The 25594-nt window shown below is 71.9% G+C and carries 24 protein-coding genes; 8 read left to right on the forward strand and 16 right to left on the reverse strand.

All coding sequences use genetic code 11. The features are described 5' to 3' along the window. The first annotated feature begins 21 nt into the window (after positions 1 to 21). On the forward strand, positions 22 to 897 hold the full coding sequence (locus ACZ6Z8_RS07070; protein WP_465607100.1) for an inositol monophosphatase family protein: 876 nt from the start codon (positions 22 to 24) through the stop codon (positions 895 to 897). Positions 898 to 977: 80 nt separating this feature from the next. Here the strand turns inward: ACZ6Z8_RS07070 and ACZ6Z8_RS07075 are convergent, their stop codons facing one another. From ACZ6Z8_RS07075 to ACZ6Z8_RS07100, 6 genes are all read right to left on the reverse strand, one after another. Then, positions 978 to 1859 carry an amidohydrolase family protein gene (locus ACZ6Z8_RS07075; protein WP_465607102.1) on the reverse strand — a complete coding sequence of 294 codons (882 nt, stop codon included), beginning with the start codon at positions 1857 to 1859 and terminating at the stop codon, positions 978 to 980. Continuing rightward, complete coding sequence (locus ACZ6Z8_RS07080) at positions 1856 to 3490, reverse strand: acyl-CoA dehydrogenase family protein (RefSeq protein WP_465607104.1); 1635 nt, start codon at positions 3488 to 3490, stop codon at positions 1856 to 1858. Before ACZ6Z8_RS07080 ends, ACZ6Z8_RS07075 begins: the two co-directional genes overlap by 4 nt. Next, the gene (locus ACZ6Z8_RS07085; RefSeq protein WP_465607106.1) at positions 3474 to 4100 is read right to left on the reverse strand and encodes a TetR/AcrR family transcriptional regulator; all 627 of its coding nucleotides are present in this window, start codon (positions 4098 to 4100) and stop codon (positions 3474 to 3476) included. Before ACZ6Z8_RS07085 ends, ACZ6Z8_RS07080 begins: the two co-directional genes overlap by 17 nt. Before the next feature lie 179 nt (positions 4101 to 4279). Then, entirely contained in the window at positions 4280 to 5773 is a 1494-nt protein-coding gene (locus ACZ6Z8_RS07090; RefSeq protein WP_465607108.1) for a S28 family serine protease, read from the reverse strand. Between the two features lie 314 nt (positions 5774 to 6087). Beyond that, positions 6088 to 6999, reverse strand: coding sequence for a S1 family peptidase (locus ACZ6Z8_RS07095; protein ID WP_465607110.1), 912 nt, complete (start codon positions 6997 to 6999; stop codon positions 6088 to 6090). Between the two features lie 128 nt (positions 7000 to 7127). After that, a complete protein-coding gene (locus tag ACZ6Z8_RS07100) occupies positions 7128 to 7757 on the reverse strand; it encodes a TetR family transcriptional regulator (protein WP_465607112.1) in 630 nt (209 codons plus the stop codon). Between the two features lie 120 nt (positions 7758 to 7877). On the opposite strand from ACZ6Z8_RS07100, the gene ACZ6Z8_RS07105 reads away from it, so the two are divergent. The 3 genes from ACZ6Z8_RS07105 to ACZ6Z8_RS07115 all read left to right on the forward strand — a co-directional run bounded on the left by ACZ6Z8_RS07105 (position 7878) and on the right by ACZ6Z8_RS07115 (position 9446). Then, positions 7878 to 8033, forward strand: coding sequence for a hypothetical protein (locus ACZ6Z8_RS07105; protein ID WP_270151505.1), 156 nt, complete (start codon positions 7878 to 7880; stop codon positions 8031 to 8033). Positions 8034 to 8080: 47 nt separating this feature from the next. Further along, a complete protein-coding gene (locus ACZ6Z8_RS07110; protein ID WP_465607114.1) occupies positions 8081 to 8359 on the forward strand; it encodes a DUF4190 domain-containing protein in 279 nt (92 codons plus the stop codon). Positions 8360 to 8555: 196 nt separating this feature from the next. Then, the gene (locus ACZ6Z8_RS07115) at positions 8556 to 9446 is read left to right on the forward strand and encodes a metallophosphoesterase family protein (protein WP_465607116.1); all 891 of its coding nucleotides are present in this window, start codon (positions 8556 to 8558) and stop codon (positions 9444 to 9446) included. An 80-nt stretch (positions 9447 to 9526) separates the two neighbouring features. Here ACZ6Z8_RS07115 and ACZ6Z8_RS07120 read toward each other — a convergent pair whose 3' ends face one another. From ACZ6Z8_RS07120 to ACZ6Z8_RS07155, 8 genes are all read right to left on the reverse strand, one after another. Then, positions 9527 to 12100 (reverse strand): ABC transporter permease, encoded by a 2574-nt coding sequence (locus ACZ6Z8_RS07120; RefSeq protein WP_465607118.1) that lies wholly within the window; start codon positions 12098 to 12100, stop codon positions 9527 to 9529. Beyond that, positions 12097 to 12852 carry an ABC transporter ATP-binding protein gene (locus ACZ6Z8_RS07125; protein ID WP_465607120.1) on the reverse strand — a complete coding sequence of 252 codons (756 nt, stop codon included), beginning with the start codon at positions 12850 to 12852 and terminating at the stop codon, positions 12097 to 12099. Before ACZ6Z8_RS07125 ends, ACZ6Z8_RS07120 begins: the two co-directional genes overlap by 4 nt. After that, positions 12849 to 13163, reverse strand: coding sequence for an SHOCT domain-containing protein (locus ACZ6Z8_RS07130; protein WP_465607121.1), 315 nt, complete (start codon positions 13161 to 13163; stop codon positions 12849 to 12851). The genes ACZ6Z8_RS07125 and ACZ6Z8_RS07130 overlap by 4 nt, the downstream gene beginning before the upstream one ends. 286 nt (positions 13164 to 13449) lie before the next feature. After that, positions 13450 to 14127 (reverse strand): response regulator, encoded by a 678-nt coding sequence (locus ACZ6Z8_RS07135; protein WP_465607123.1) that lies wholly within the window; start codon positions 14125 to 14127, stop codon positions 13450 to 13452. Beyond that, positions 14124 to 15290 carry a sensor histidine kinase gene (locus ACZ6Z8_RS07140; RefSeq protein ID WP_465607125.1) on the reverse strand — a complete coding sequence of 389 codons (1167 nt, stop codon included), beginning with the start codon at positions 15288 to 15290 and terminating at the stop codon, positions 14124 to 14126. Before ACZ6Z8_RS07140 ends, ACZ6Z8_RS07135 begins: the two co-directional genes overlap by 4 nt. Before the next feature lie 298 nt (positions 15291 to 15588). Then, entirely contained in the window at positions 15589 to 18135 is a 2547-nt protein-coding gene (locus ACZ6Z8_RS07145; RefSeq protein WP_465607126.1) for an ATP-dependent Clp protease ATP-binding subunit, read from the reverse strand. Between the two features lie 183 nt (positions 18136 to 18318). After that, positions 18319 to 19023 carry a VIT1/CCC1 transporter family protein gene (locus ACZ6Z8_RS07150; protein WP_465607128.1) on the reverse strand — a complete coding sequence of 235 codons (705 nt, stop codon included), beginning with the start codon at positions 19021 to 19023 and terminating at the stop codon, positions 18319 to 18321. A gap of 15 nt (positions 19024 to 19038) precedes the next feature. Next, the gene (locus tag ACZ6Z8_RS07155; RefSeq protein WP_465607129.1) at positions 19039 to 19608 is read right to left on the reverse strand and encodes a MarR family winged helix-turn-helix transcriptional regulator; all 570 of its coding nucleotides are present in this window, start codon (positions 19606 to 19608) and stop codon (positions 19039 to 19041) included. 53 nt (positions 19609 to 19661) lie between these two features. On the opposite strand from ACZ6Z8_RS07155, the gene ACZ6Z8_RS07160 reads away from it, so the two are divergent. Further along, complete coding sequence (locus ACZ6Z8_RS07160) at positions 19662 to 20378, forward strand: SDR family NAD(P)-dependent oxidoreductase (protein ID WP_465607130.1); 717 nt, start codon at positions 19662 to 19664, stop codon at positions 20376 to 20378. Between the two features lie 362 nt (positions 20379 to 20740). Here ACZ6Z8_RS07160 and ACZ6Z8_RS07165 read toward each other — a convergent pair whose 3' ends face one another. Both ACZ6Z8_RS07165 and ACZ6Z8_RS07170 read right to left on the reverse strand, forming a co-directional pair. Then, positions 20741 to 20881: a hypothetical protein gene (locus tag ACZ6Z8_RS07165; RefSeq protein WP_465607131.1), complete on the reverse strand. Its 141-nt coding sequence runs from the start codon at positions 20879 to 20881 to the stop codon at positions 20741 to 20743. Positions 20882 to 21445: 564 nt separating this feature from the next. Beyond that, a complete protein-coding gene (locus tag ACZ6Z8_RS07170) occupies positions 21446 to 22558 on the reverse strand; it encodes an MrcB family domain-containing protein (RefSeq protein ID WP_465607133.1) in 1113 nt (370 codons plus the stop codon). A gap of 193 nt (positions 22559 to 22751) precedes the next feature. Here ACZ6Z8_RS07170 and ACZ6Z8_RS07175 point away from each other — a divergent pair, with 193 nt between their 5' ends. The 3 genes from ACZ6Z8_RS07175 to ACZ6Z8_RS07185 all read left to right on the forward strand — a co-directional run bounded on the left by ACZ6Z8_RS07175 (position 22752) and on the right by ACZ6Z8_RS07185 (position 25588). Further along, positions 22752 to 23639, forward strand: coding sequence for a hypothetical protein (locus ACZ6Z8_RS07175; protein ID WP_465607135.1), 888 nt, complete (start codon positions 22752 to 22754; stop codon positions 23637 to 23639). Positions 23640 to 24083: 444 nt separating this feature from the next. Then, positions 24084 to 24743, forward strand: a complete 660-nt coding sequence (locus ACZ6Z8_RS07180) for an HAD family hydrolase (protein WP_465607137.1) — start codon at positions 24084 to 24086, stop codon at positions 24741 to 24743. Continuing rightward, positions 24740 to 25588 (forward strand): NAD(P)-dependent oxidoreductase, encoded by an 849-nt coding sequence (locus ACZ6Z8_RS07185; RefSeq protein WP_465607138.1) that lies wholly within the window; start codon positions 24740 to 24742, stop codon positions 25586 to 25588. Before ACZ6Z8_RS07180 ends, ACZ6Z8_RS07185 begins: the two co-directional genes overlap by 4 nt. Positions 25589 to 25594: the final 6 nt, after the last annotated feature.

Raw genomic sequence — 25594 nt, forward strand, 5'->3', positions numbered from 1 at the left:
CGAGTCGAGGAGCACGAGTTGGTGGGGTACGGCACGGCGGGGTACGGCGTGACGCGGCACGGCGCTGCGGGGCACGACGGGGTGGGGTACGACGGGGAGCTCTGGACGCTGGCGGAGGGCGTGGAGGCGGCGGTGCGCGAGATCGGCGCCGGGCTCGCCGCCGGTCGCCCCACCGAGCCCACCCCGGGACGGACGGCCGAGGAGGCAATGGCGCGGTTCGCGGAGCTGGACGGCCCGGCCGCCGCCGCACTGCGCGACCGGCTGGCCGCGCTGCGCCCGCAGGCCGGGTGGGTGCCGGAGGAACTGGACGGACCGGTGCCCGCCGAAGGCGAGTGGTGGGTCTGCGACGCGACCGACGGCGCGGTGCAGTACCTGCTCGGGCAGCCGCACTGGGCGGTGACCGCGACGCTGGTGCGCGACGGCACGGCGGTGCTGGCCGTGGTGCACGCCCCGGAACTGTTCGGTGCGGGCCGGACCTACCGGGCGGTGCTGGGCGGCGGGGCGCAGCTGGACGGTCGGCCGATCGCTCCGCTGGAACGCGAGTTGGCGGCCTCCGTGGCCGCGACCAGCCAGCCGCCCCTGGTGGCCGCCGATCCGGTGGCGGTGCGGCGGGCCGGCGAGTCGCTGTCCGCGATGGTCGGCGCGGTGCTGGCGGTGCGCAATCTCGGCCCGACCGCACTCCAGGTGGCCCAGGTCGGCTCGGGGCACCTGGCGCTGTTCTGGCAGTACGGGCAGGACGCGGGCAACCTGCTGCCCGGGGCGCTGATCGCGAGCGAGGCGGGCGCGGCGGTGACGGACGCCGCCGGAGCGGCCTGGACGGCCACCTCGGACAGCTTCCTGGTCGCCGCGCCCGGCCTGCACGCGGACGCGGTGGGCGTGCTGCGGGCGGTCGGCTGAGGTGCGTGCAGTCCTGGGCGGCTGAGGTGCGAGCGGTGGGCTCAGGTGCGTTCGGTCGCAGTCGGCTGAGGTACGTGCGGTCAGCTGAGGCGGAAGAGGGCGGCCGCGTTGTCGTGGCAGACCGCCCGCAGCCACTCCTCCCCCAGCCCCAGCCCGGCCAACGCCTCCAGCTGGTGGAGGTACCGGTACGGGATGTTGGGGAAGTCGCTGCCCAGCAGGACGCGCTCGCCCAGCTCGCGCAGGCGCGGCAGTTCGTCGCGCGGGAACGGGGTGTCGGCCTCGGCGAAGTCGGTGAACGCGATGGTGGTGTCCAGCCGGACGGCCGGGTGGCGCTCGGCCAGGTCGAGGAAGTCGCGGTACTCGGGCATGCCGAGGTGGGCGACCACCAGGACCAGACCGGGGTGCCGGTCCAGCACCGCGCCGATCGGCCCCGGGCCGGTGAACTTGCCCGCCACCGGCCCGGATCCGCAGTGGGTGACCACCGGCGTGCCGGTATCGGCCAGCAGGCCCCAGACCTCGTCCAGCCGGGCGTCCGCCGGATCGTAGCCGCCGACCTGGAGGTGGGCCTTGAACACCCGGGCGCCGTCCTCGATCGCCCGTGCCACGTAGCCGGCCGCCCCGGGTTCGGGGAAGAAGGTCGCGGTGTGCGGGCAGTCCGGGGTGCGGGCGGCGAAGTCGGCGGCCCAGGCGTTCAGCCAGCTCGCCATGCCCGGCTTGTGCGGGTACAGCATGGACGTGAACGCCCGCACGCCGAAGTCCCGCAGCCGCTGGACGCGTTGCTCCTCGGCCTCGCGGTAGGTGATCGGCCAGGGCCGGTTCACCAGCGGGCCGGCCGCGTCGAAGTACGCCCACACCTTGTCGAGGACGTTCTTCGGCATGAAGTGGGTGTGCACGTCGACCAGCCCGGGCAGGCCCAGGGACTGCCAGAACTCGCGTACGCCCGTGGCCTCTTCGCTCCTCACGCGGACACCGGGCGGGCACGGTCGAGGATCTCCCCGGTGTCGACGCCGGCCGGCAGGGTGCCGAAGGCGGCGCCGTGGTCGCCGCCGAGCCGGCTGGCGCAGAAGGCGTCGGCCACCGCCGGGTTGCCGTACCGGACCAGCAGCGAACCCTGGAAGGCCAGCGCCATCGACTCCACCAGCCGCCGGGTGCGGTACTCCAGGTCGGTCAGGTCGCTGAGCTGCTTGCGCAGTTCGGCGACGGCGGCGTCCAGTCGGCGGTCCGCGCCGGCGGCCGCGTCGAGTTCGCCGAGGAAGGCCTCGACCGTCTCCGGGCGCTTGGCCATGGCGCGCAGGGCGTCCAGGGCGGCGACGTTGCCGGAGCCCTCCCAGATCGACACCAGCGGCGCCTCCCGGTAGAGCCGGGGCATCCCGGACTCCTCGACGTAGCCGTTGCCGCCCAGGCATTCCAGCGCCTCGGCGGAGTGCGCCGGACCGCGCTTGCACACCCAGTACTTGGCCACCGCCAGGCCCAACCGCCGTACCAGCGCCTCGGTTTCGTCCCCGGCGAGGGCGAGGTCGGTGGACTGCGCCAGCCGCATCGCGACCGTGGTGGCCGCCTCGGACTCCACCACCAGGTCGGCCAGCACGTTGCGCATCAGCGGCTGGTCGACCAGCGCCTTGCCGAACGCCCGCCGGTGCAGGGCGTGGTGGACGGCCCTGGTGGTGCCGTAGCGCATGCCGGAGGCGGCACCGATGGTGCAGTCCAGACGGGTCATGTTGACCATCTCGATGATGGTCGGCACGCCCCGGCCCTCCTCGCCGACCAGCAGGCCGACCGCGCCGTCGTACTCCAGCTCGGCGGAGGCGTTGGACTTGTTGCCGAGCTTGTCCTTGAGCCGCATCAGGTGCAGCCGGTTGCGGCTGCCGTCCGGGAGGATGCGCGGCAGGACGAAGCAGCTCAGGCCGCCGGGCGCCTGGGCGAGGGTCAGGAAGAGGTCGGACATCGGCGCCGAGGTGAACCACTTGTGCCCGGTGAGCCGGTAGGTGCCGTCGGCGTGCGGGGCGGCCGTGGTGGTGTTGGTGCGGACGTCCGAGCCGCCCTGCTTCTCGGTCATCGACATGCCGGCGATCAGCCCGCGCTTGGTGCGCGGCTCGCGCAGTCCGAAGTCGTACTCGGTGGCGGCCAGCAGCGGCTCCAACTCGGCGGCGAGGGAGGGGTTCTGGCGCAGGGCGGGGACAGCGGCGTAGGTCATCGAGATCGGACAGGTGTGACCCGCCTCCACCTGGCCCCAGACGAAGAACTTGGCGGCGCGGGCGGAGTGGGCGCCGGGCCGCCCGTCCCGCCAGGGCGCGGCGTGCAGGCCGTACGAGACGGCGGTGCGCATCAGCTCGTGCCAGTAGGGGTGGAACTCGACCTCGTCGATCCGGTGGCCGAAGCGGTCGTGGGTGCGCAGCACCGGCGGGTTCTCGTTGGCCAGCCGGCCCCACTCGGCGGCCTGCTCGGAGCCCGCCAGGCGGCCGAGTTCGCGCAGTTCGGGCTCGGCCCAGCCGGCGCCGGCCCGGTGCAGGGCAGCGAGCAGGGTCGGGTCGGCGGCGGTGTCGTGGCCGTACGGCAGGGGCACCTGGTTGGTGACCTCATGCGTCGCTGTCATCGCGTCCTCCCAGGGCACGCAGGGTGAAGGAGACCAGGGCGGGGACCACCTGCGCGGTGGCCCGCCCGGGATCGGAGGGTTCGGCCGCGAGGGGGCCGGCCAGGGCCTCGCCGACCGCGCCGACCAGGGCGGCGGCGGTCAGCACCGGGTCCTGCTCGGGGAGATCGCCGGCCGCCACGGCGGAGGCGATCTCGGTGGCGATCACGTCCCGGAACGCCCGCCGGAAGACCAGGCGCTCGCCGTCCACCACCGCGTCGGCGGGCTCGACCAGCAGCGCGTAGGCCAGCCGGGGGGCGCGCAGGGCGCGGGCGGCGAAGGTCTCGACCACGGCGGCGATCCGCTCCTGCGGGGCGTCCCGGTGGGCGACGGCGGCGTTCACGGCGGCGATCTCGCGGGTGACCACCCGGCGGAACAGCTCCACCGAGAGCTCGGCCTTGTTGGCGAAGTGCTGGTAGAGGCTGCCGGTGGCGATCCCGGCGCGGTCCGCCACGGCGGCCATGGTGCAGCCGCCGTAGCCGCGCTCGGCGAGCAGGCCGACCGCCGACTGCAGCACCGCCTCGCGCTGGGCGTCCAGGCGGGCTTGGACTGCGGGGGTGCGTCGGTAGGCCATGGAAGCATTGAAGCACTGATTCACTGCTTCGGGGAGGGGTTCGGCGGGGCCAGGCGGGGGCCGGCGGGGGGCGAGCGGGGGCCGGCAGGGCCACCGGGGGACCGGCGGGACCGGGTATGACGACGGGAGGCCGCCCCGGGCGGGGCGGCCTCCTGGTGCTGCGGGACTGCTACCGGCGGTTACAGCGGGCGGCGCTCCTGCTCCAGCCGCTGGCCCTCGACGTCGAGCGGGCCGAACGGCGCACCCACCTGCGGCGACTTGGTGAGCGAGCGGGCGGAGGCGGCCTGGTCGCCCAGTCCGGCCCACTCCAGCACCTTGGCGGTGGCCTCCGCCGACTGGTCGGCCGGCAGCTTGCCGATGTTGGAGCTGTGGTTGCCACCGGGAACGACGTAGACGTAGCTGTCGTCACTGCCCCAACCGAGGTGGAACGGCTTGGCGCGCCACGGGTCGTTGCCGCCGTAGACGAACATGATCCGCTCGCCCTCGCGCTTCACCCAGCGGTCGATGTCGGGCATCGCGTACGGGTTGAAGACGGTCGGGATCTCCTTCGGCACGTAGGAACGGGCCGAGTAGAGCTCCTTGTAGTCGTAGTGCAGCTGGTCCTTCAGGTACGAGACGTCGAAGAACGGCGCACCCAACTCGGTCGCGGCCTGGTAGTAGTACGCGGTGTACTTCGCCAGCGACTGGTCGCTGTTGCCGGTGATGCCCGACTGCGCGTCGTACCAGGCGTACAGCTCGTCGTCGGTCGCGGTGGCGGCCACCGGGACCTTCGCGCAGTCCGACTCCAGGCTGTACTGCCAGAACGCCCAGACCACGTCGAGCGCACCGGCCTCGTAGGCGCGGTCCGGGCTGCCGAGGGTGTTGAAGGTGGAGCCCGCGGCCTTGTTGTCGGCGATGTAGCGGGGCTCCAGGCGGTCGCGGCGCACCAGCAGTTCGCGCTGGGCCGCGTTCAGCTTGGCGCGGCACTCGGGGGTGCCGACCTTGCGGAAGAAGTCGGTGTAGGCCGAGTAGTCGTTGACGTCGGTGTTGTTCGGTGCGACATAGGCGATCGTGCCCGCCACGTCGTCCGGGTAGAACCGGCGGTAGAAGGTGGAGGACATGCCACCCTTGCTGGCGCCCGTGGAGAGCCACTCCTGCTGGTAGATCCGCTTGAGCGCGGTCACCAGCCTGTGCGAGTCGGCGGCCTGCTGGCGGATGCCCGCCTTGGACCAGTCGGCCGGCTCGGGGCGGGACGGGGTGAAGAAGCGGTACTCGATGGAGACCTGGTTGCCGTCCACCAGCCGGGTCGGCTCGGTGCGGGACGGGGCGGTGCCCAGCGTGTAGCCGTTGGTGTAGAAGACGGTCGGGCGGTCGTAGCCGCGGTGCAGCACGCTGAAGCGCTGCTGGAAGGTGCCCAGCCACGGGCGGAAGTGGTCGATCGGCTGGGTGTAGGTGGCCAGGAGGTAGCGGTGGCCGGTGGTGGTGGACTGCTCCTCGGTGATGGTCACCCCGGGGATCGCCGCCAGCCGGTCCTTGATGTCGGCGCTCGGGTCGTCGGCGGGGCTACGGCCGTGCGCGGCCGCGGCCGCCTCGCTCCCCTGCCCGGCGGCTGCGGCCGGGCTGGCCAGGCCGGTGATCGCGAACATCGGTATCAGCAGGACGGAAACCAACAGCCTCTTCAGCTTGGTGGTCATCAACTCTCCATCTGGTCAACGGACATGACAGCTGCCTCGTCGGCATCACTCTGCGGTGCGGGTGGTGCGGCGGCCGCCCGGGGACGGCCGAATGGGCCACCCGCCTGGTGGCGGGTGGCCCATCGGGGGAAGGTGCTGGTCAGTGGGTTGCCTCGGGTTCCGTCGGCTGCTCGGGCGGCCGCCCGCCGAAGGGGGTGCGGTGCGGGCGGGGCCGTTGGTGGGTCGGGGGTGGCTCCGGAAAGGTCGGAGCGGAGCGGGGCGGGTCGGGTCGGGGCGGGTCGGAGCGGGTGGGCCGTGGTCGGCGGTCGGCGACCTTACGGGCGGGGCAGGGTGCAGCCCGCGAGGGTGAGGTCGAGGCGGTTGCCGGGGCCGAAGCAGGCGGGGATGCCGTACGTCTCCTGGGCGTAGCCGATGCCCTGGTGGACCGTGACCGCGCCGCTCTCGTCGACCTCGCACGGGTTGTCGAGGGTGCAGGACTCGCCGTTCTCGTTGATCGTGTTGTTCACCGCGACGAGCTGACCGGTCGAGGTGTCGACCACCGGCGAACCGGAGGTGCCGCCGATGACGTTGCAGCCGGAGGTGTAGCGGACCGAGTCCTTGAAGGTCCAGTCGGCCTCGTTCAACTGGTAGGCGAAGCCGTCGATCGAGCAGGAGTAGATCTTCTTCCAGTAGCCGGAGACGACCCGGATGTCCGCACCCTGGCTGGGGTGGGTGTCGGCGATGGTCAGCGGCGAGATCCCGTACTTCGACTTGATCGAGGCGTAGTTGGTGTTCAGCTGGTAGATCGACACATCGGTGTCGGTCATGGCGCCGTAGACCACCTTGGTCGCCCGTAGCGACGCGAGCCGGCCGCCGGTGGCACTGAGCAGCGTGAAGGTCCGACTGGAGGCCTGGTCGAGCACCACTTCGCCGGGGCCGGGCATGCCGGACTCCAGGCAGTGACCGTTGGAGAGCACCAGGGCCGGGTCGGTCGCGGCCGAGTTCGGCATCCGCACCAGCGAGCCGGAGCAGTTGCTGAGCGCGACCGTCCCGGCGAAGTTGACGGTGACCGCCTTGGCCGCCGCGACGGAGCCCTGGTCCGGGGAGGAGACCTGGGCAGAAGAGGATGCCTGAGCCGGGGAGGAGGCCTGAGCCGGGGAGGAGGCCTGGGCCGGGGCGACCCCGACGAGGGCGGAGGTGCCGGTGGCGAGGAGCGTGGCGAGCACGCCTATGAGCGGCTTCTTCATGAGAGACCTCTCGGTGTGGGGGTCCCTCAAAGCTGTCGCGGACATGACTTACTGTCAAGAGTCAAAATCAGACCAAGAAAACCTCCCTGATCGGGTCGATCGGGCAGCCCGTCACCGACCCGAGGTGCTCAACTCCCCTGCCAGTGACGCCGTCCGAGGCTGATCAGTCGCAGCTGCAGCCGGGCGGTGGCGGCGATCCGCTGCTCGCGGACGGGGTCGGCCTCCTGGGCCTCCAGGAACGCGGAGGCCGTCGACACCATGTGGTCCACGTACAACTCGGCGAGCATCCGCAGGTCCTGCTCGCTCCAGCCGCGCGAGACCGGCTGGAGCGCCAGGGCGGAGCCGACCTCGGCGGCGAAGCGGCCCAGCTCGGCGTCGATCGCCTCGCGGACCTGCCGGACCCCGCCGTGCCGCTCGCGCGCCAGGAAGCGCACATGCGGCCGGTGCTCACGGACGTGCTGCTGGATCACCTCCACCGCACGGTCGATCAGTTCCTCGGCACCGCCGGCCTCGGTGAGCACCGAGCGGATCATGACGTGCAGGCTGGCCAGCGACTCCTCGACCAGTGCCACGCCGAGCGCGGCCAGGTCGGGGAAGTGCCGGTAGAAGGCGGCCGGGGACAGCCCGGCCTCCCGGGTGACCTCGCGGACGCCCAGGCTCGCCAGGTTCTGATCGGCCAGCAGGTGCAGCCCCGCGTCCATCAGGGCCCGGCGACTCTGCTGCTTCTGGGCCTGCCTGGCCCCCACGATGTGATTCACGCCATTCAGTAAACAGTCGTTTGCCGAACTTGGCCAGCCGGCGTACAGTGGGACTCGAAGTCAGTGAACACTTGTCAACCGAAATCGGCGCAGCACCAGCCTCAGCTGAAGGAGCCAGCCGTGATCCTGTTCTCCGCACTGGTCGCCATGGGAGTCCTGATCGGCACCGCCGCCCACCTCCCCCTCCCGGTGTTCCTCGCCGCCTCCGCCGCCATCACCGCGTGGCTGCTCGCCTTCGGCGCCCGCGAGGGCATCGCCCGCCTGCGGCACCGCTGACCCGGGCCGCTGACCCGTCCACTCCTCCTGAGAGGACCACCATCACCATGAGTACCGCCGCCGACCGCGCCGGCACCGACCGCCGGCTCACCACCGAGGCCGACAACCTGGCCATCGCCTCCTTTCTCCTCGGCCTCCCGGGCCTGTTGCTCTTCAACATCGTCCTGGGGCCGATCGCCATCACCCTGGCCACGCTGGCCCTGGTCCGCGGCACCAACCGCCGCGGCCGCGCCTTCCTCGGACTGGCCCTCGGCATCGCCTCGCTGGCCATCCTCGCCGTCACCACCGCCACCTCCCACGGTGTGCTCATCGACGTCAGTTCCTGATCCGAACTCAGCTCACTTCGCCTGCCGACTCCTCGACTCCCGACTCCTGGCCTGCCGACTCCTCGTTCCTCGGATCCTCGACTCCCGCGAGACTCCACGATCCCCGCGTCGAACAGCTGATCGCGTCAACCCGGCCCACGACCCCCGCCCGCCACGTAGGGTGGCCGCATCGACCGGGTGAACCCAGGGGGCAGGAGTGAGTACCGAGATCCGCAGCGACGCAGAGTCGACGCCCAGCGGGGCCAGCGGTGGCGGGCGACTGCTCGCGGTGAGCGATCTGCACATCTCCTACCAGGAGAACCGCGACCTGGTGGAGAAGCTCCAGCCCACCCACCCCGACGACTGGCTGCTCGTCGCCGGGGACGTCGCTGAGCTCACCACCAGCATCGAGTGGGCGCTCGGCCTGCTCGCCGAACGCTTCGCCCGCGTGGTGTGGGCGCCCGGCAACCATGAGCTGTGGACCCACCCCCAGGACCCGGTCCAGCTCCGCGGCGTGGCCCGCTACGACCACCTGGTGGAACTGTGCCGCGCCCTCGGCGTCGTCACCCCCGAGGACCCGTACCCGCTCTGGCAGGGCGCCGGCGGACCGGTCCGGATCGCCCCGCTCTTCCTCCTGTACGACTACTCCTTCCGTGCTCCCGGCACGACCACCAAGGAGGAGTCCCTGGCGGCCGCCTACGAGAGCGGGATCGTGTGCGCGGACGAGCGGATGCTCCACCCGGACCCGTTCCCGGACCTCGACTCCTGGTGCCGCGAGCGCGTCCGGCTGACCGAGCAGCGGCTCGCGGCCTGCGACCCGGACGTCCCGCTCGTCCTGGTCAACCACTACCCGCTGGTCCGCCACCCCACCGAGGTCCTCTGGTACCCCGAGTTCGCCCAGTGGTGCGGCACCGAGCTGACCGCCGACTGGCACCGCCGCTTCAACACCGCCGCGATGATCTACGGCCACCTGCACATCCCGCGCAAGACCAGCTACGACGGCGTCCCGTTCCAGGAGGTCTCGCTCGGCTACCCGCGCGAGTGGCGCAAGCGCGGGCTGCCGGACCCGCTCCTGCGGGAGGTGTTCCCGCAGGCCGTGAGGTCCTGAGCGAAGCGGGTCCGGGTCACCGGGGTCTCCCCCTCCGAGTCCTCCGGGCTCTCCTGCTCCGGGCTGCCCTCCGGTTTCTCCTAGTCGGCCACGATCGCCCGCAGGATGTCCAGCCGCGCCGCCCGGCCCGCCGGGCGGAGCCCGGCCACCGCGCCCGCCAGCAGTCCGGCCAGCAGGACCACGGCCAGCTGCTCAGGCGGTATCGCGAACGATCCCGTCCCGGCGCTGTCCGAGGCCTTCACCAGCGCCCAGCCGAGGAAGGTACCGAGCCCCAGGCCGCCGACCGTCCCGAAGGCCGCCACCAGCACCGACTCCCAGCGGACCATCCCGCGCAGCTGCGCCCTCGTCTGGCCGACCGCCCGCAGCAGCCCGAGTTCCCTGGTCCGCTCGTGCACCGCCAGCGTCAGCGTGTTGGCGATGCCCAGCAGCGCGATCAGCACCGCCAGCGCCAACAGCGCGTAGACCACCGAGAGCATCATGTCGACGCCGGAGGCCGCGCTCTTGGCGTACTCGGCCCGGTCCTGCACCTGGGGATTGCCGAACGGGACCAGCGCCTTGGTCACCGCCGCCTTGCCTGCGCTCAGCGGGACGCCGCCGCGCAGCCCGACCGCGACCATGGTGTCCGCGTCCTGCACCCGGTGCGGGGCCCAGGCCTGCCTGGTTATCAGGTAGTCCCCGGCCAGCCCGCCGCCCTCGTACAGCGCGCGGATGGTGAACGGCCCGCCGGCTCCGTCGGTGAAGCCCACGATGACGGTCTGTCCGAGCTTCCAGCCGTTCTGCTGGGCCTCGCTGCGGGAGACCGCGAGCCCGTCCGTGCCGAGTGCGTCGAGCGAGCCGTCGATCCGGCCGAGGTCGACGATCCCGGACAGCCGGGCCGGGTCGGTGACGTCCAGCGTGCGGCCGTGCCCGTCGATCCGGGCGACACCGCGACCGAGCCCGACCGTCTGCCGCACCTCCGGCAGGGCCGCCAGGGCATCCGCCACCTTGGGGCTGATCCCGCTGCCGCCCGCCCCGAACGAGGCGGTGGTGACGGCCAGATCACCCGCGAAGGACTTACTCACCGTGTCGTCCAGGGTCGCCTTGATCGAGGCGCCGAAGACGGTGAACAGGGTGACCACCGCGACGCCGATCATCAGCGCGCTCGCCGTGGCCGCCGTCCGGCGGGGGTTGCGGCCCGCGTTGCGCCGGGCCAGTACGCCGGACACCCCGCGCAGTCGGGGCAGCGGCGCGCCCAGCGTGCGGACCGCGAGGGCCGCGGCCACCGGGCCGAGCACCACTGTGCCGGCCAGCACCGCCAGCGCCCCGCACGCCGTCAGCAGGACCGACGGACCGTCGGTCGCGCCGAGGACGGCCACCGGCACTCCGCCGGCCAGCAGCACCGTGCCGAGCACCGCCCGGACGACGCCCGCCCTGCCCTGCGCCGCCCGGTCGACCCCCGTCTCCCGCAGGGCGGCCAGCGGAGCCGTCCGCCCGGCCCGGAGGGCCGGCAGCAGCGCCGAGCCGACCGTGACCAGCGTCCCGACCAGCAGCGGCAGGAGTACGGCGGCCGCGCTGATCACCATGCCGCCGGTCGGGAGGGCGAAGCCGAGCGTCGAGAACAGCGCCTTGAGCCCGGTCGCCACCCCGACCCCGCCGAGCAGCCCGCCGAGCGAGGCCAGCAGTCCGACCGCCGAGGCCTCGGCGAGCGTCGCACCCAGCACCTGGCCGCGCACCGCGCCCAGCGCCCGCAGCAGCGCGTTCTCCCTGGTGCGTTGGGCGACCACGATGGCGAAGGTGTTGTGGATGGTGAAGGTCGCCACCAGCAGCGCGATCCCGGCGAAGACCAGCAGCAGCGTGGTGAACATGCTCAGGAAGCGCCCGGACAGCTGCTGGGTGCTCTCCTGGGTGGCCGCCGCACCGGTGATCGCCTGGACGCCGGAGGGCAGTTGCGCGCCGATCCGGTCGGCCAGCTCCCGCTGGGAGACCCCACTCGCCGCGCGGACCTGGACCGAGCTGGCCTGCCCCGCGCCCTTGGGCGTGAGGTGGCGTTCGGCGTCCGCGAAGGTCATCGCGGTGAAGGTGCTCGGCCCCATGCCGTCCGCGCTCGCCCCGAAGGTGGAGATGCCGACGACGGTGACCGGCACCGGGTCGGGGGTGCGCAGCACGGTGGTCGAGCCGAGGTGCAGCCCGCCCGTCTTCGCCGCACCGCGGTTGATCACCACCTCGCCCGGGGCGGCCGGTGCCCGGCCCTCGGCCAGCCGGTACGGGTTCAGCCGGCTGTCGGTCAGCCAGTTGCCCGCCAGGGTGGGCGGGCCCTGGCCGCCGATGGGTTTGCCGTCGCCGCCGACGAGTTGGCCCGCGCCCTGGACGGACGGCTCGGCGGCCGCCACCCCGGGGATCGTGCGCAGCCGGTCGGCGAGCGCGGCGTCGACCGGGGCCCGTACCCCGCCGGCCGTCCCCGGGGAGTCCAGGACGTCGGCGCTGCGGACCACCACATCGGTGCCGGCGTTGGCATCGGCGAACAGGGTGTCGAAGTTGGCCCGCAGGGTGTCCCCGAGCACCATCGTGCCGGTCAGGAAACTGACCCCGAGCAGGATCGAGAGCAGGGTGCCGGCCAGCCGACGCTTGTGGGCACGCAGCGAGCGCAGGCTGAGCCGAAGGGTCACCGACGTCATGGCCGCCCCCGTTCGAGGGCCTTCATCCGGTCCAGCACCGAGGCGACGGTCGGCCGCTCCATCCGGTCCACCAGTCGGCCGTCGGCGAGGAACAGCGCCTCGTCGGCGAAGCCGGCCGCCGTCGGGTCGTGGGTGACCATGACCACGGCCTGCCCCATCTCGTCCACCGCGCGGCGCAGTAGGCCGAGGACCTCGCCGCCGGTGCGGGAGTCGAGGTTGCCGGTCGGCTCGTCGGCGAAGACCACCTGGGGCCGACCGGCCAGCGCCCGGGCCACGGCGACCCGCTGCTGCTGGCCCCCGGAGAGCTCGCTGGGACGGTGCCCCAGCCGGTCGCCGAGGCCGACGACCTCGATCAGCGCTTCCAGCCAGGCCTGGTCGGGGGCGGCCCCGGCGAGGTCCAGCGGGAGGGTGATGTTCTCCCGGACGGTGAGTGTGGGCACCAGGTTGAAGGCCTGGAACACGAAGCCGATCCGCTCCCGTCGCAGCAGGGTGAGCCGCCGGTCGCTCAGCGGGCCGAGTTCGGTGTCGCCGATCCAGGCGCTGCCGGCGGTGAGGGTGTCCAGCCCGGCCGCGCAGTGCATCAGGGTGGACTTGCCCGAGCCGGACGGCCCCATGATCGCGGTGAACCGCCCGGCCGGGAACTCCACCGTCACGTGGTCCAGCGCCCGGACCTCGGTGCCGCCGATGCCGTAGATCTTCACGGCGTCGGCAACCCGGGCGGCGGTGCCGCGCACGACGTCGAGGGTGGTCACTTGGCGCCACCGCCCCCGACGACGTCCCTCGTCGACTCCGCGAGCACGGCCCGCCTGGCGCGGTACTCCTCGGCGTCGATGTCGCCCTCGGCGTAGCGGCGGCCCAGAACGGCGAGCGGGTGCTCCACCGCGCCCGGGGCCCCGGCGCCGAAGCCGGCGCCCATCCCTGCCCCGAACCCGCAGGCGCCGCGCCGCCGCCACACCGTCCGGCGCAGCAGCGTGATCACCAGGACCACCACGGCGATCCAGAACAGGGGCACCAGCAGGATCCAGGCGCCCGGCCCGTGCCAATCGGCCAGTTGCGTGTACATCGTGGTTCATCTCCTCGCGGTCGGCTGCACGACCCCGGGGGTTCCCGAGGTGGCTTGAGCGTCCCGCCGAGGGGTCTCATCACGCGTCCTACCAGCAGCGGTAGTTGGGATACTCCCGGGAGAGTACGGCCGCCCCGCGACACGCCGGACCGGGAGTAGCCGCAGGGCACCAGCTCAGCCAGACCACCAGCAGCCCCGACCACCAGCAGCCCCGGCCGGCCCCACCGGCTCCACCGGCCCCGGCACCCCGGCGAGGTCCGGCGACCCCGTCAGCCCAGCCAGCCCGTCAGCCCAGCCAGCCCGGCCGCACCAGCCCCGACTCGTAGGCCAGCACCACCAGTTGCGCGCGGTCCCGGGCCCCGAGCTTCAGCATCGCCCGGCTGACGTGGGTCTTCGCCGTCAACGGACTGACCACCAGCCGCCGGGCGATCTCCTCGTTGGACAGCCCCATCCCGACCAGCGCCAGCACCTCGCGTTCCCGCTCGGTCAGCATCGAGACGTCCGAGAGCCCCTCCGGGGCCGCCTCGGGCCCCTTGGAGCGAGCCGCGAACTCGCCGATCAGCCGCCTGGTCACGCCCGGCGAGAGCAGCGCGTCCCCGGCCACCGCGACCCGCACCGCCCGCAGCAGGTCGGCCGGTTCGGTGTCCTTGACCAGGAAGCCCGTCGCGCCCGAGCGCAGCGCCTCGAAGACGTACTCGTCCAACTCGAAGGTGGTCAGCACGACCACCCGTACGGAGGACAGCGACGGGTCCCCGGCGATCCTCCTGGTCGCCTCCAGCCCGTCCATCCGGGGCATCCTGATGTCCATCAGCACGACGTCCGGCACCAGTTCGCGGGCGAGCCGCACCGCCGCCTCGCCGTCGTCCGCCTCACCGACCACGGTGAGGTCGTCCTGGAGGTCCAGCAGGGCCCGGAAGCCCGCCCGGACCAGCAGTTGGTCATCCGCCAGCAGTACTCGGATCAATCGCTCTCCGCCTTCGGTGTCGGCAGTTCCGCCCGGACCCGGAAGCCGCCGCCCGGCAACGGTCCCGCCGTGATGGTGCCACCGAACGCGCCCGCCCGTTCCCGCATCCCGACCAGCCCGCTGCCGGACCCGCCGGCGTCGCCGACCACCGCGGGCCCCGGGTCCTCGACCCGGACCACCAGCACCGTGGCGTCCCGCCAGTCCAGCACCACGACCGCCTCCCGGGCCACCGAGTGCCGGATGATGTTGGTCAGCGCCTCCTGGACGATCCGGAAGGCGGTGAGGTCGACGGTCGCGGAGAGCGGCCGGCGCTCGCCGTCCTCCAGCACCTCGACGGCCAGGCCCATCCGGTCGGCCTGCTCGGTGAGTTCGTCCAGCCTCCCCAGCCCCGGGGCCGGCCCGCGCGGCGCCTCGCCGGGCCCGCGCAGCGTGGCGAGCACCTGGCGGACCTCGCCGAGCGCCTCCTTGCTGGTCGACTTGATGGTGACCAGCGCGGTGCGGGCCTCCTCCGGCCGCCGGTCGAGCAGCGCCAGCGCGACCCCGGCCTGGATGTTGATCAGCGACAGGCTGTGCGCCAGGATGTCGTGCAACTCCCGGGCCATCTTCAGCCGTTCCTCGTTGGCCCGGCGCTGCTCCAGCTGCTGGCGGTAGGCCCGGTGGGCGGCGATCCGCTCGCGCCGGAAGCGGATCACCTCGGCGATCGCCAGCACCAGCAACAGCCAGGCCAGCAATCCGAGTTCCGCCTGCCAGACGAACGTCGACCGCGGCGCGCGCTGCCAGCTGTCCGGCAGGACGAAGGTGACCAACACATGCACCAGGTACACCCCGCCGACCCCCGCCCAGGCCGCCCGACGGTGCCCGCGGCCGATCGCCGAGCAGCAGGCGATCACCCAGCTCGCGAACACCGGCCCGTACGGGTACCCGGCGGCCAGGTACACCGCGGTGACCACCGATGTCCCCGCCACCACCGCGACCGGACGGCGGCCGCGCAGCACCAGCAGGGCCGGCCCGATCAGCAGCAGCAGGTAGCCGAAGGCGTCCAGCGGGACCCGTCCACCCTGGTGCCGCGCGGCGAAGCCGGAGCCGACCACCTGGACCAGCGCGACCACCGCCGCCAGGGCCACCGCCAGGCCCGTCGGCAGGCCCGCCCGGGCGGCGCGCACCCACGGCGGGCGCCACGGCTCGGGCGGCAGCCCGCCCGGCGACGGCGGCGGCGTCCCGGACGGCGGCCCCGACGACGGCCCCGCCGGAGGCCACGGCGACGACTCCGGCGGCGGCCCCGACGACGGCTCTGACGGGGAACCCGACGACGGCTCCGGCGACGGCTCCGGGGGCTGTGACGTGGGCGGCATCATGCCCGGAAGGCTAGACCCGCGCCCCGCCGCCGCGCGTCCTCCACCAGTGGCGTTCGGGCGTACTCCCGCTGGAGTACGCCCGAACCGAAGGGCAGCACGGAAGGGCTCAGCCCTCGGCCCCGGTCGCGGCGGCCTGTGCCCGCTCCTCCGCCTGCTCGAAGGTCGCCGAGGGCTCCGGCCGCGCGAGCGTCACCGCCAGCTCGCCGTCACTGACGTCCGCGATCAGCGTGTCCCCCTCCCGCACGGTGCCCTCCAGCAGCAGGTTGGAGATCCGGTTGTCCAGCTCGGACTGGATCGTCCGACGCAGCGGCCGCGCCCCGAACTCCGGTTGGTAGCCGCGGTTGACCAGGTACTCCTTGGCCGCCTCGGTGACGTCCAGCTGCACACCCTGCGCCCGCAGCCGCCGCCGGCTGCGCTCCAGCAGCAGGTCGACCACGGACACCAGGTCCTCGCGGGTGAGCGCGTGGAAGACGATCACCTCGTCGATCCGGTTGAGGAACTCCGGCCGGAACTGCCGGCGCAGGTCCCGCATCAGGTCGTCCCGGATCTGTTCGACGTCCCCGGAGTGGTCCAGGATCCGCTGCGACCCGATGTTGCTGGTCATGATCACCACGGTGTTGCGGAAGTCGACCGTACGCCCCTGGGCGTCGGTCAGCCGCCCGTCGTCCAGCACCTGGAGCAGCAGGTTGAAGACGTCCGGGTGCGCCTTCTCGACCTCGTCGAAGAGCAGCACGCTGTACGGCTTGCGGCGCACCGCCTCGGTCAGCTGCCCGGCCTCCTCGTAGCCGACGTACCCGGGCGGGGAGCCGACCAGCCGGGAGACGGTGTGCTTCTCCTGGAACTCGCTCATGTCGAAGCGGATCATCCGGTCCGGGTCTCCGAACAGCAGCGCGGCCAGTGCCTTCGCCAGCTCGGTCTTGCCGACGCCGGTCGGCCCGAGGAAGAGGAAGGAGCCGGTCGGCCGCTCCGGGTCGCCCATCCCGGCCCGGCCGCGGCGCACCGCCTGGGCGACGGCGGTGACCGCCTCGTCCTGGCCGATCACCTTCTGGTGCAGGTGCTCCTCCAGCTTGAGCAGCCGCTCCTTCTCGGTCGCGTTCAGCTCCGCGACCGGGATGCCGGTCCGGGAGGACAGCACCTGCGCGATGTCGTCGGCCGTCACGTCGACGACCTCCTCGCGGGACTCGGCGATCGCCGCCAGCTCGTCCTCGGTCTGCCGCAGTTCGGTCTTCAGGTTGGCGGCCCGCACGAACTCCTCGTCCGCCACTGCTTCGTCCAACTCCCGCTTCAGCTTGGTGATCCGGTCCTGCACCGAGCTCGCCGCGGTGGAGCCGGTGAGGCTGCGCAGCCGCACCCGGGCGCCGGCCTGGTCCAGCAGGTCGATCGCCTTGTCGGGCAGGAAGCGGTCGCTGACGTACCGGTCGGAGAGCGTCGCCGCCGCGTCCAGCGCCTCGTCGCTGAAGCGCACCTGGTGGTGCGCCTCGTACGCGTCGCGCAGCCCGTGGAGGATCTCGATCGTCTCCTCGACGCTCGGCTCCGGCACCAGCACCGGCTGGAAGCGGCGTTCCAGCGCGGCGTCCTTCTCCACGTGCTTGCGGTACTCGTCCAGCGTGGTGGCGCCGACCACGCTCAACTCGCCGCGTGCCAGGGCGGGTTTGAGGATGTTGCCGGCGTCCATCGAGCCCTCGCCGCCACCGCCCGCACCGACCACGGTGTGCAGCTCGTCCAGGAAGAGGATCACGCTCTTCTCGGCCGCCGTGACCTCGTCGATCACGCTCTTCAGCCGCTCCTCGAACTCGCCCCGGTACTTGGAGCCGGCCACCAGCGCGGTCAGGTCCAGGGTGACCACCCGCTTGTCCTTGAGGCTCTGCGGGACGTCCCCGGAGACGATCCGCTGCGCCAGTCCCTCGACGATCGCGGTCTTGCCGACACCCGGCTCGCCGATCAGCACCGGGTTGTTCTTGGTCCGCCGGGAGAGGATCTCGACGGTCTGCTCGATCTCCTCGGCCCGCCCGACCACCGGGTCCAGCCGGCCCGAGCGCGCCGCCTCGGTGAGGTCCTGCCCGTACTCGTCCAGCGTCGGCGTCTCGCTCGGGTGCGCCCCCGCACTGCTGCGCTCACCGCCGGTGCCGCGCTCCTCCAGTACCGACTTCAGCGACTCCTGCGAGGGCGCCGCGTTGCGCAGCGCCGTTCCCGCGCCGGAACGTTCCTGCTCCAGCAGCGCGCCGAGGATGTGCTCCGGGCCGATGTACGAGGCGCCGACCTCCTGGGAACGGGCGTGCGCGGCGAGCAGCGCGCGCTTGGCCGAGGGAGTGAGCGCGGGCCGGCCGTCCTGCGAGGACTGGCCCCCGGTCGGCAGCGCGTTCTCCAGATCGTCGGACAAGCGGTCCGGGTCGATGCCCGCCCGCTCCAGCATCCGCCGCGACGGCTCCACCCGGGTGGCCGCCCAGGCCAGGTGGGCGGTGTCGAGGTCACTGCTCCCGTCCTCGGAAGCGCGCCGCGCGGCGAGCCCCAGCAGCTCCTGGGAGGACTCGCTGAGCAACCGCCCGATCGGCACCCGCTGCACGGCGGGCGGGGAGGCCATCGGACTCATCCCGAAGAACCGGCTGAGCAGATCGGAGAACGGGTCGCTCGATCCGAACGGGGGCATGGTCACGGCACTTCACCTCTCCCAAGCGGTTTGCAGCCACACAAACACAGGGCGCGAACGCCCGCCTCCCAAGCGCACCCGACCCGCCGGGCGGTCCCGCCTGCGGCCGGCCTGCGCGGCCGTCCCACAGGCATCCGCTTCGCGCACCCCCGCACCGAGCGTCCCTCCCGACCTACCCGCCGGCGGACCTCACCCGCTGACGTACTGCAGCAGCACGCCGCCGCTGTACGTCACCGCCATCGCCAGCAACCCGCCCGCGACGTTGCGGGCCACCGCCCGCCCCGGCCCGGCCCCGCCCAACCGCGCACTGGCCCACCCGCAGAGGGTCAGCGCGAGCACCACCGCGACGACCGTGACCCCCAGCCGCCACGACTCCGGCGGCAGCATCACCGCCAGCAACGGCACCAGCGCACCCAGCGTGAACGCGGCCGCGCTGGCCAGCGCCGCCTCCCAGGGACTGGTCAACGCCTCGGGGTCGATGCCCAGTTCGGTCTGCGCGTGCGCCGCCAGCGCGTCCCGCTCGGTCAGCGCCGCCGCCACCTCCCGGGCCAGACCGGCGGTGAGCCCGCTGTCCCGGTAGTAGTCGGTGAGTTCGTCGAGCTCGCCCTCCGGGTCCTCGGTCAGCTCGCGCCGCTCCTTCTCCAACGCGGCCCGCTCGGTGTCCCGTTGGGTGCTGACCGAGACGTACTCCCCGGCCGCCATCGACATCGCCCCCGCCAGCAGCCCGGCCACGCCCGCCGCGAGCAGCGCCGTACGGGAACCCGACGCGCCCGCCACCCCGGTCACGATCCCGGCCGTCGACACCACGCCGTCATTGGCGCCCAGCACGGCCGCCCGCAGCCAGTTCAGGCGCGCCGACAGCTCCCCCCGGGTCTCCCCCGTCTGCTCCGCCATCCGCGTCCACCGCCCTCAGAGGTCCGTACGGTCCCCCCGATCCTCGCCCGCACCCTCCTGCGCCGCCACCCGCCCCGCCACCTGCCGCCGGACGTCGGCCAGCAGCTTGTCCAGCAGGCCGACCAGGGTCTCCCGCTCCGCCTCGGACAGTCCGCCGACCAGCCGGGCCTCCCGGCCGAGCACCACGTCCACCGACTGCTCGACCAGCTCGTGCCCGGCCGTCGTCAGCGACACCAGCACCGTCCGGGACCCGTGCCCGGCCGCTTCCCCGGCCTCCCGGACCACCAGCCCCTGCGTCTCCGCCCGGGCCACCCGCTGCGAGATCGCGCCCGCTGTGACGAGCGTGCGCCGGGCCAGCTCGCGGGTGGTCAGCGCGTACGGCTCACCCGATCGGCGCAGCACGGAGAGCAGGTCGAGCGTCGCGGAGTCGATCCCGGCGGCGCGCAGGGCCCGGGCTCGGTCGTCGGTGAACAGCTTGGCGAGCCACCAGACCGGGGTGACGACCTCGATCGAGTCGGTCGGCGTCCCCGGCCGCTCGCGTTGCCAGGCCCGCGCGATCTGGGCTGCCGTCACTTCCGTTGCCACGGTCGACCACCTCCGTTACGTTTAGGCCTAAACATACCTCCGGAGAGGATCACATGTCTCGCACCGTCCTGATCACCGGCGGCAGCAGCGGCATCGGCCGGGCCACTGCCGAACTCTTCGCCGCCGACGGCCACCGCGTCCTGATCACCGGCCGCCATCGCGACACCGTGCAGCGCACCGCCGCCGAACTGGCCGTCGAGGGCGTGGTGTGCGATGCCACCGACCCCGGCCAGGTCGCCGAACTAGCCAGCCGAATCAGCGAGTTGCACGTACTGGTGAACGCCTCCGGCGGACTGCCCGGCCCGGCCCCCGCCGACCTCCCCCCGCTCGACGCCCTGCTCGCCACCTGGCAGGCCAACCTCGCCCAGAACCTGCTCGGCGCCGTCCTCACCACCACCGCCCTGCGGCCCGCCCTCGCCCCCGGCGGCACCGTGATCAGCATCGGCTCGATCGGCGCCGAACGCCGCGGCGGCGCCTACGGCGCATCAAAGGCGGCGCTGGCCGCCTGGAACGCCGCCCTCTCCGCCGAACTCGGCCCGCTCGACGTGACCGCCAACGTCATCTCCCCCGGCTACATCGAGGACACCGGCTTCTTCCAGGGCGCAATGACCCCCGAGCGCCGCGCCGCCCTCATCGCCGAAACCCACACCAACCGCCCCGGCACCCCCGCCGACGTCGCCCGCACCGCCCACTTCCTCGCCTCCCCCGGCGCCCGCCACCTCACCGGCCAGACCCTCCACCTCAACGGCGGCGCCCACACCACCCGTTAGCCGAGCACCGACGCCGGAACCTGCGAACTCGCCGTGATCGTTCAGGGGGATCTCGGGAGGAGCGACCGTGTGGCGAGACTGTAGAGAGACCGTTCGAGATTGTAGCGAGATCGCAGGAACGACTGCGGCCCAGGTCGGGATCATGCTCCCGACCTGGGCCGTAGTGTGCGTTTCAGCTGTTCACGGGGTGGGCGCGGACGGTTTCGAACCGCCGACATCTGCTTTGTAAGCTCGTTCGACCTTTCAGGCAGGCTCAGCGAAGCCGCACGCGCCTCCCAGCAGCCGGGCGCTGGCAGCCTTCCTTGCCGTCTCATGTCCGTCGGTGTTGCCGTCAGAATCCGCCGTCAGCGACTCCAGTGGTGTCAGCTGGCCATGCCGCGAGGCGTGATTGCTGGGCGCTGTTCCTTGAGGAGGAGCGCAACAAGGCCGGCCACCGCCGAAAGCACAGAGGGAAGCCTTTCAGTCGATGTCTTGAGGATCAACACGATGACGATCACCGTCACCGGCCAGATCTGAGGACCCGAGCTTGACACCGACAGTGAGAAAGACGAGAGACTCACGTAGTACCTCCGAGAGGTGCTCACAGCCCGCCATGCCGTACTTGGTTGCACCCACAACGGCGTTGGCGGGCTTGTCCATTGGGTTAGCCGACCGTAACAGCGCGGCCCCGCTGGGGCGGTGGCACCAACCTTGTGACCGATGACTCTCGGATGGGGACTTTTCCTCACTCAGTGAGAAAACCACGCTGGGTAGTCAATCCTGCCTGTTCCCCCGCTACGCTCCCGCCCGACCTAACTACGGTTTCGCCCCTTCGCGCGGACGGTGGTCGCGGGCAGTGACCGAGGGATTCTTGGCCGATTTCAACCGCTCCAGTCTCCGAGCCGTTCCCTCCCACAACCTACGCATCACGAGACCGGGCGCCTGACCGGCCCCGCATCCTGTCGGACCACTACGAGGGCGGACAGCCCGGAAGCTGGCAGCCCTCCCCCGGAATCGTTCATCCAACGTCGTTGATGTTGGCAGCTGACGTCGGAATCAGGGGTTGGAGCCACCGCGCCCCGCGCGCCTTAGAGACCGGTCGCGTAGAGGTAGGAGACGACCGTCAGGTCGTTCTCCTCGATCGTCCAGGGGGACGTACAGCTCAGAACCCCGCCCTTTGCTACCGCTGGCACGGACGTACGGTCAAGGTCGATGGAGTGCACAACGACCAGGGCGTTGTGAGGTGCCAAGGCCCGCTGGCGCTCAACCTCAGCCCTCGTCAGGACGACCTGGCCGCCCTCGGAAGTGGTGCCCTTGACCTCCACATGGAGCCTCTCCTCGCCCCGGCTGAGGAGCAGATCGAAGGACTCCTTGGCGCCAACGTCCTTGACCTCCCAGCCCTGGGCGTCGAAGTAGTCCGTGGCCATCTGCACCGCCCTCAGCTCGACAGCGCGCCGCTCATCGACGGTCAGCCGGAAGCCCTGGCCCCTCGCGCCCTTCGACGGGCGGGTACGGCGGCCAGCTGCCCGAGCAGCCACCTCGACGGTCTCCAGGACCTCCGGCGCGGCCTCTCCAGGGATGTGCAACGCGGTCGCCTCACCCCGGTACACCTCGGCCAGGAGAGAGGTCATGAAGAGGACATCGGCGATGAGGATCTCCTGGTCGGGGATGCGATCGCGCAGGTACTCGATCGCCACCACGTTGCCGGCCTCGTACCCAGCGCCAAGGTGGGACTTCCGGGCTTGCAGATCAATGTTCTGGACGAGGTCGCTTCTGGTGGCAGAGCGGGCCGCGATCAAGGGGCGAGCCCACGCGACACGGGCCCGCAACTCGTCCGGCTTCCGGGGCGCGAAGTCCGTGCCGGTCCAGACCGTTGTGCCCTGGTTCAGCGAGAGGTAGACCCGGTCACCCGAGGAGCTGAAGAGGTAGACGATGTACCAACCGGTCGTCGCGCTCGGCGATCTGTCCTGCGAAAAGACCCGGGTCCAGGGGATCTCCGTCTTCAGGCCGGTACCGTCCCGCCCCTCGATCCCCACGTCCTCAACCGACATGCCCAAGGTCTCAGCTATCGCCTCGACATGAGCTGCCAGCCGGGCCGACAGCTCCTTCCGGACTACCACGCCGCGGCGCTTCATCTCGGTCGTGTTCTGCGCCGACCACACCCGCTGGAGGTCAAGGACCTCTCCCATCAGGACATCCACACACGGCAGCGTAGCTACGCCCGCTGACAGCGCCTTCGGGCGATTACCCCAATTCCGCACTGCCACTGGCAGATCAAGCCGACTCCAGAGTGACGGGCGTCACACATTCTCTCTCGGAAAACTTTGATGGATCGCCGCTCTGCCGGTCCTTGTGGGTGGAAGCTGCCGTCCAGAGCGCAAGGAGCACCCGTTCGTGTCCACCACCCCTCCCCCTTCGGCGCGGAAGCCGTCGACCGAACTCGTCCCGGTCACCGCTGGCTTGAAGCCGGTGTTGGCCAGCCTTTCGGCGGACGAGCTCGCCCGGCTGCTCAAGGAGCTGGGAGGCGAACTTGTCCCTATGCAGGGGAAGGTTATCGATGGCGCCCCCGGGGCGTTCTCCGGCGATTGGCTGCCAGTACGGCGTGACCCTGCGGAGATGGAGCGCTGGGCCCGTGGCCGCCTGCGGAGCCTGATCAGAGTGCTCAAGGCGTGGCGCGGGCAGTCCGCGCTGTACGCCGCACTGGGAGCCCGGCGGGCTGCGATCGAGGGCCGACACGAGGCGGTCGACTCCTTCGCGCGCCACTGGCTGAGTATTCCGAACGTGACCCCGGACTGGCGAGAGGCCGTGTCGGCCGCGTTGATGGACGACTGGGAGGACGGCCTGGACGTCGAGGACGACGGCCTGGTCGCCACACTGCGGAAGAACAGCCACACGGTCCACCGGCAGTTGCAGCCGGTCTGGGAACGCAAGGCCAATGGTCGGCGCGTGGCTCTCCTCGACGCCCCGGTATACGGCGGCCACGACTTGACGCTGCGCGATGTGCTCTCCGACCGCCGACACCCTCAGGACGAGGTACTGCCCTGGGAGCCCGACGAACCGCGCGCTCTTGTGGTCTTCGCCAGCTTGTCGTCTGAGGAGCAAGCGCTAGCCCGGGTGTGGTCGCAGAGCCCGGGAACATCCTGGGAGGAGGCCGCCCTGCTTACCGGCGCTTCCAATCCGTACGCCTTCGGACAGCGGGTGCGCGCCAAGCTCAAGCGGCTCGGCAAGCAGTACAACGACCGGGCCCAAGCCGCCGCCGTGACCGTGGGAGGCATGCGGTGAACGTTCACCTGACCGGTCACGAGTCGGAGGACCAACAGCACCGTGGAGTTCTGGTTCGCGTGGTCGCGCCGAGCATGCCGACGTGCGCTGCCGTACTGAGCAGCGGCTCGGTCGGCACCATCCTGATCAGCGGCACCGTTCCGCCCGACTCCCCGTTGGTGTGGCCGCTCGTTGTTCTCGCCCTCGGTTCCATGGCCTACGACCTGGGGGTCCGTGCACTCCGGCACTAGGTTGCGGTGGGCCTGACTGCCCCGTCCGACGGGCTGGTCAGGCCCGAGGCATGCCCTCGATCCGAGGACACTGGCCGTCCGAACAAAGCGCGAGCTACTTGAACGCCTTGACCTTCTGGACGTGAGCGCCGGAGGCAGTGCTCTGCCCCGGCCAGGGGCCGAGCCCGGTTGGGTGCCCGGGGCTTGATCTGGCTTACCCGGTAGGGTCGCCGCCATGGGCAGGCTCGTCCTTATGGATCTTGATGACACACTGATCAACCGGCGCGAAGCGGTAGCCGCCTGGGTGAGCGACTTCTGCACCGCTCGACGCCTATCAGCCGAGGCCGAAGCGACCCTGTTCGATGCGCTGCGCGAGCGCGCAGTTCCGGAGACCTTCGAGGTTCCGCGGCAGACCCTCGGCCTGGTCGAGTCCGCCGTGGAGCTGTGGGACGCCTATGTGGTCGGGCTGGCCGCGAAGGTCAGGTGCGATCCGGCGGTCCTCGCCCGCCTCGACCTGCTCCGGGCTGCCGGGTGGTCGGTGGGCGTGCTGACGAACGGTGCGACGGACATCCAACGGGCCAAGCTGATCGCTGCGGGCATCCTCGATCACGTGGACGCGGTGTGCATCTCCGAGGAGGCCGGGGCCCGCAAGCCGGATCCCGAGGTCTTTCGGACGGCCGCCGCACGCTGTGGGTTCATGCTTCCAGCCGATGCCTGGATGGTCGGGGACAACCCGATGACGGATATCGCCGGGGCCAGCGCCGCTGGCCTGCGAACGATCTGGGTCTCGGCAGGCAGCACCTGGGCCACGTCCGGACTCGCCCCAGATCACATCTCGCCCACCGCCGTGGGAGCGGTGGACTTCCTGCTCGGACGACCGGAGAGCACCCGATGACCATCAAGCCGATCGTCGGCATCCTCCACCCCGGAAGCATGGGTGCGGCGGTCGCAGCTTGCGCCCGACCGAACGCAGCGAGGGTTCTCTGGTGCCCGGCGGGCCGAAGTGCGGCCACCGTGGCCCGGGCTGAGCGGGCCGGCCTGGAGTCCGTAGGCAGCCTGGACATTCTCGTGGAGCAGGCTCACGTCATCCTCAGCCTCTGCCCGCCGGCGGCCGCCGAGCAACTGGCCCATACCGTCGCCGAGCGTAGGTTCGCTGGCGTCTACGTGGAGGCCAACGCCATCAACCCGGAGCGGATGACTCGCATTGCCGAGGTGCTGGGCCGGTCTGCTGACGCGGTGGTCGACGGCGCGGTCATCGGCTCACCGCCGATCAAGGGAAAGAGGACTCGGCTGTACCTTTCCGGTTCGCGAGATGCCGTCTCGCTGGTGGAAGAGTTGTTTGCTGGTAGTGCAGTGGCAACTCCCGTGCTAGGCGCGGACGTCGGTCAGGCATCGGCCCTGAAGCTGGCGTACAGCTCGTACCAGAAGGCATCCCGTGTGCTCGCGGCGGTTGCCTTCGGAGCGGCACGCGCGCACGGCGTGGATGATGCGCTGCTCGACGTCGCCGGCAAGCGGCAGGGCAGTTACCTGGTGGAGACCGGGTACATCGCCAAGACTGCCGCGCGAGCGTGGCGTTGGGGCCCCGAGATGGACGAGGCCGCCGACATGCTATCCGCCGTCGGGTTGCCCGACGAGGTGCTGCGGGCCGTGTCGCAAACCCTCGCTCGGTGGGAGAACAGCAAAGACCTCGCCGAGCTGACGCCCGACGAGGCCCTTGACCGTCTGTCCCGGCCGCACTGAGCGCAG

The organism is Kitasatospora sp. NPDC101108, from assembly GCF_055584725.1.

What these genes read in the sequence shown, in the direction of transcription:
- ACZ6Z8_RS07110 (WP_465607114.1), top strand. Translation starts at nt 8,081, where the DNA reads ATGAGTACCGCCGCCGACCGCGCCGGCACCGACCGCCGGCTCACCACC.
- ACZ6Z8_RS07130 (WP_465607121.1), bottom strand. Translation starts at nt 13,163, where the DNA reads ATGTACACGCAACTGGCCGATTGGCACGGGCCGGGCGCCTGGATCCTG.
- ACZ6Z8_RS07180 (WP_465607137.1), top strand. Translation starts at nt 24,084, where the DNA reads ATGGGCAGGCTCGTCCTTATGGATCTTGATGACACACTGATCAACCGG.
- ACZ6Z8_RS07080 (WP_465607104.1), bottom strand. Translation starts at nt 3,490, where the DNA reads ATGACAGCGACGCATGAGGTCACCAACCAGGTGCCCCTGCCGTACGGC.
- ACZ6Z8_RS07160 (WP_465607130.1), top strand. Translation starts at nt 19,662, where the DNA reads ATGTCTCGCACCGTCCTGATCACCGGCGGCAGCAGCGGCATCGGCCGG.
- ACZ6Z8_RS07185 (WP_465607138.1), top strand. Translation starts at nt 24,740, where the DNA reads ATGACCATCAAGCCGATCGTCGGCATCCTCCACCCCGGAAGCATGGGT.
- ACZ6Z8_RS07120 (WP_465607118.1), bottom strand. Translation starts at nt 12,100, where the DNA reads ATGACGTCGGTGACCCTTCGGCTCAGCCTGCGCTCGCTGCGTGCCCAC.
- ACZ6Z8_RS07090 (WP_465607108.1), bottom strand. Translation starts at nt 5,773, where the DNA reads ATGACCACCAAGCTGAAGAGGCTGTTGGTTTCCGTCCTGCTGATACCG.
- ACZ6Z8_RS07150 (WP_465607128.1), bottom strand. Translation starts at nt 19,023, where the DNA reads ATGGCGGAGCAGACGGGGGAGACCCGGGGGGAGCTGTCGGCGCGCCTG.
- ACZ6Z8_RS07085 (WP_465607106.1), bottom strand. Translation starts at nt 4,100, where the DNA reads ATGGCCTACCGACGCACCCCCGCAGTCCAAGCCCGCCTGGACGCCCAG.
- ACZ6Z8_RS07095 (WP_465607110.1), bottom strand. Translation starts at nt 6,999, where the DNA reads ATGAAGAAGCCGCTCATAGGCGTGCTCGCCACGCTCCTCGCCACCGGC.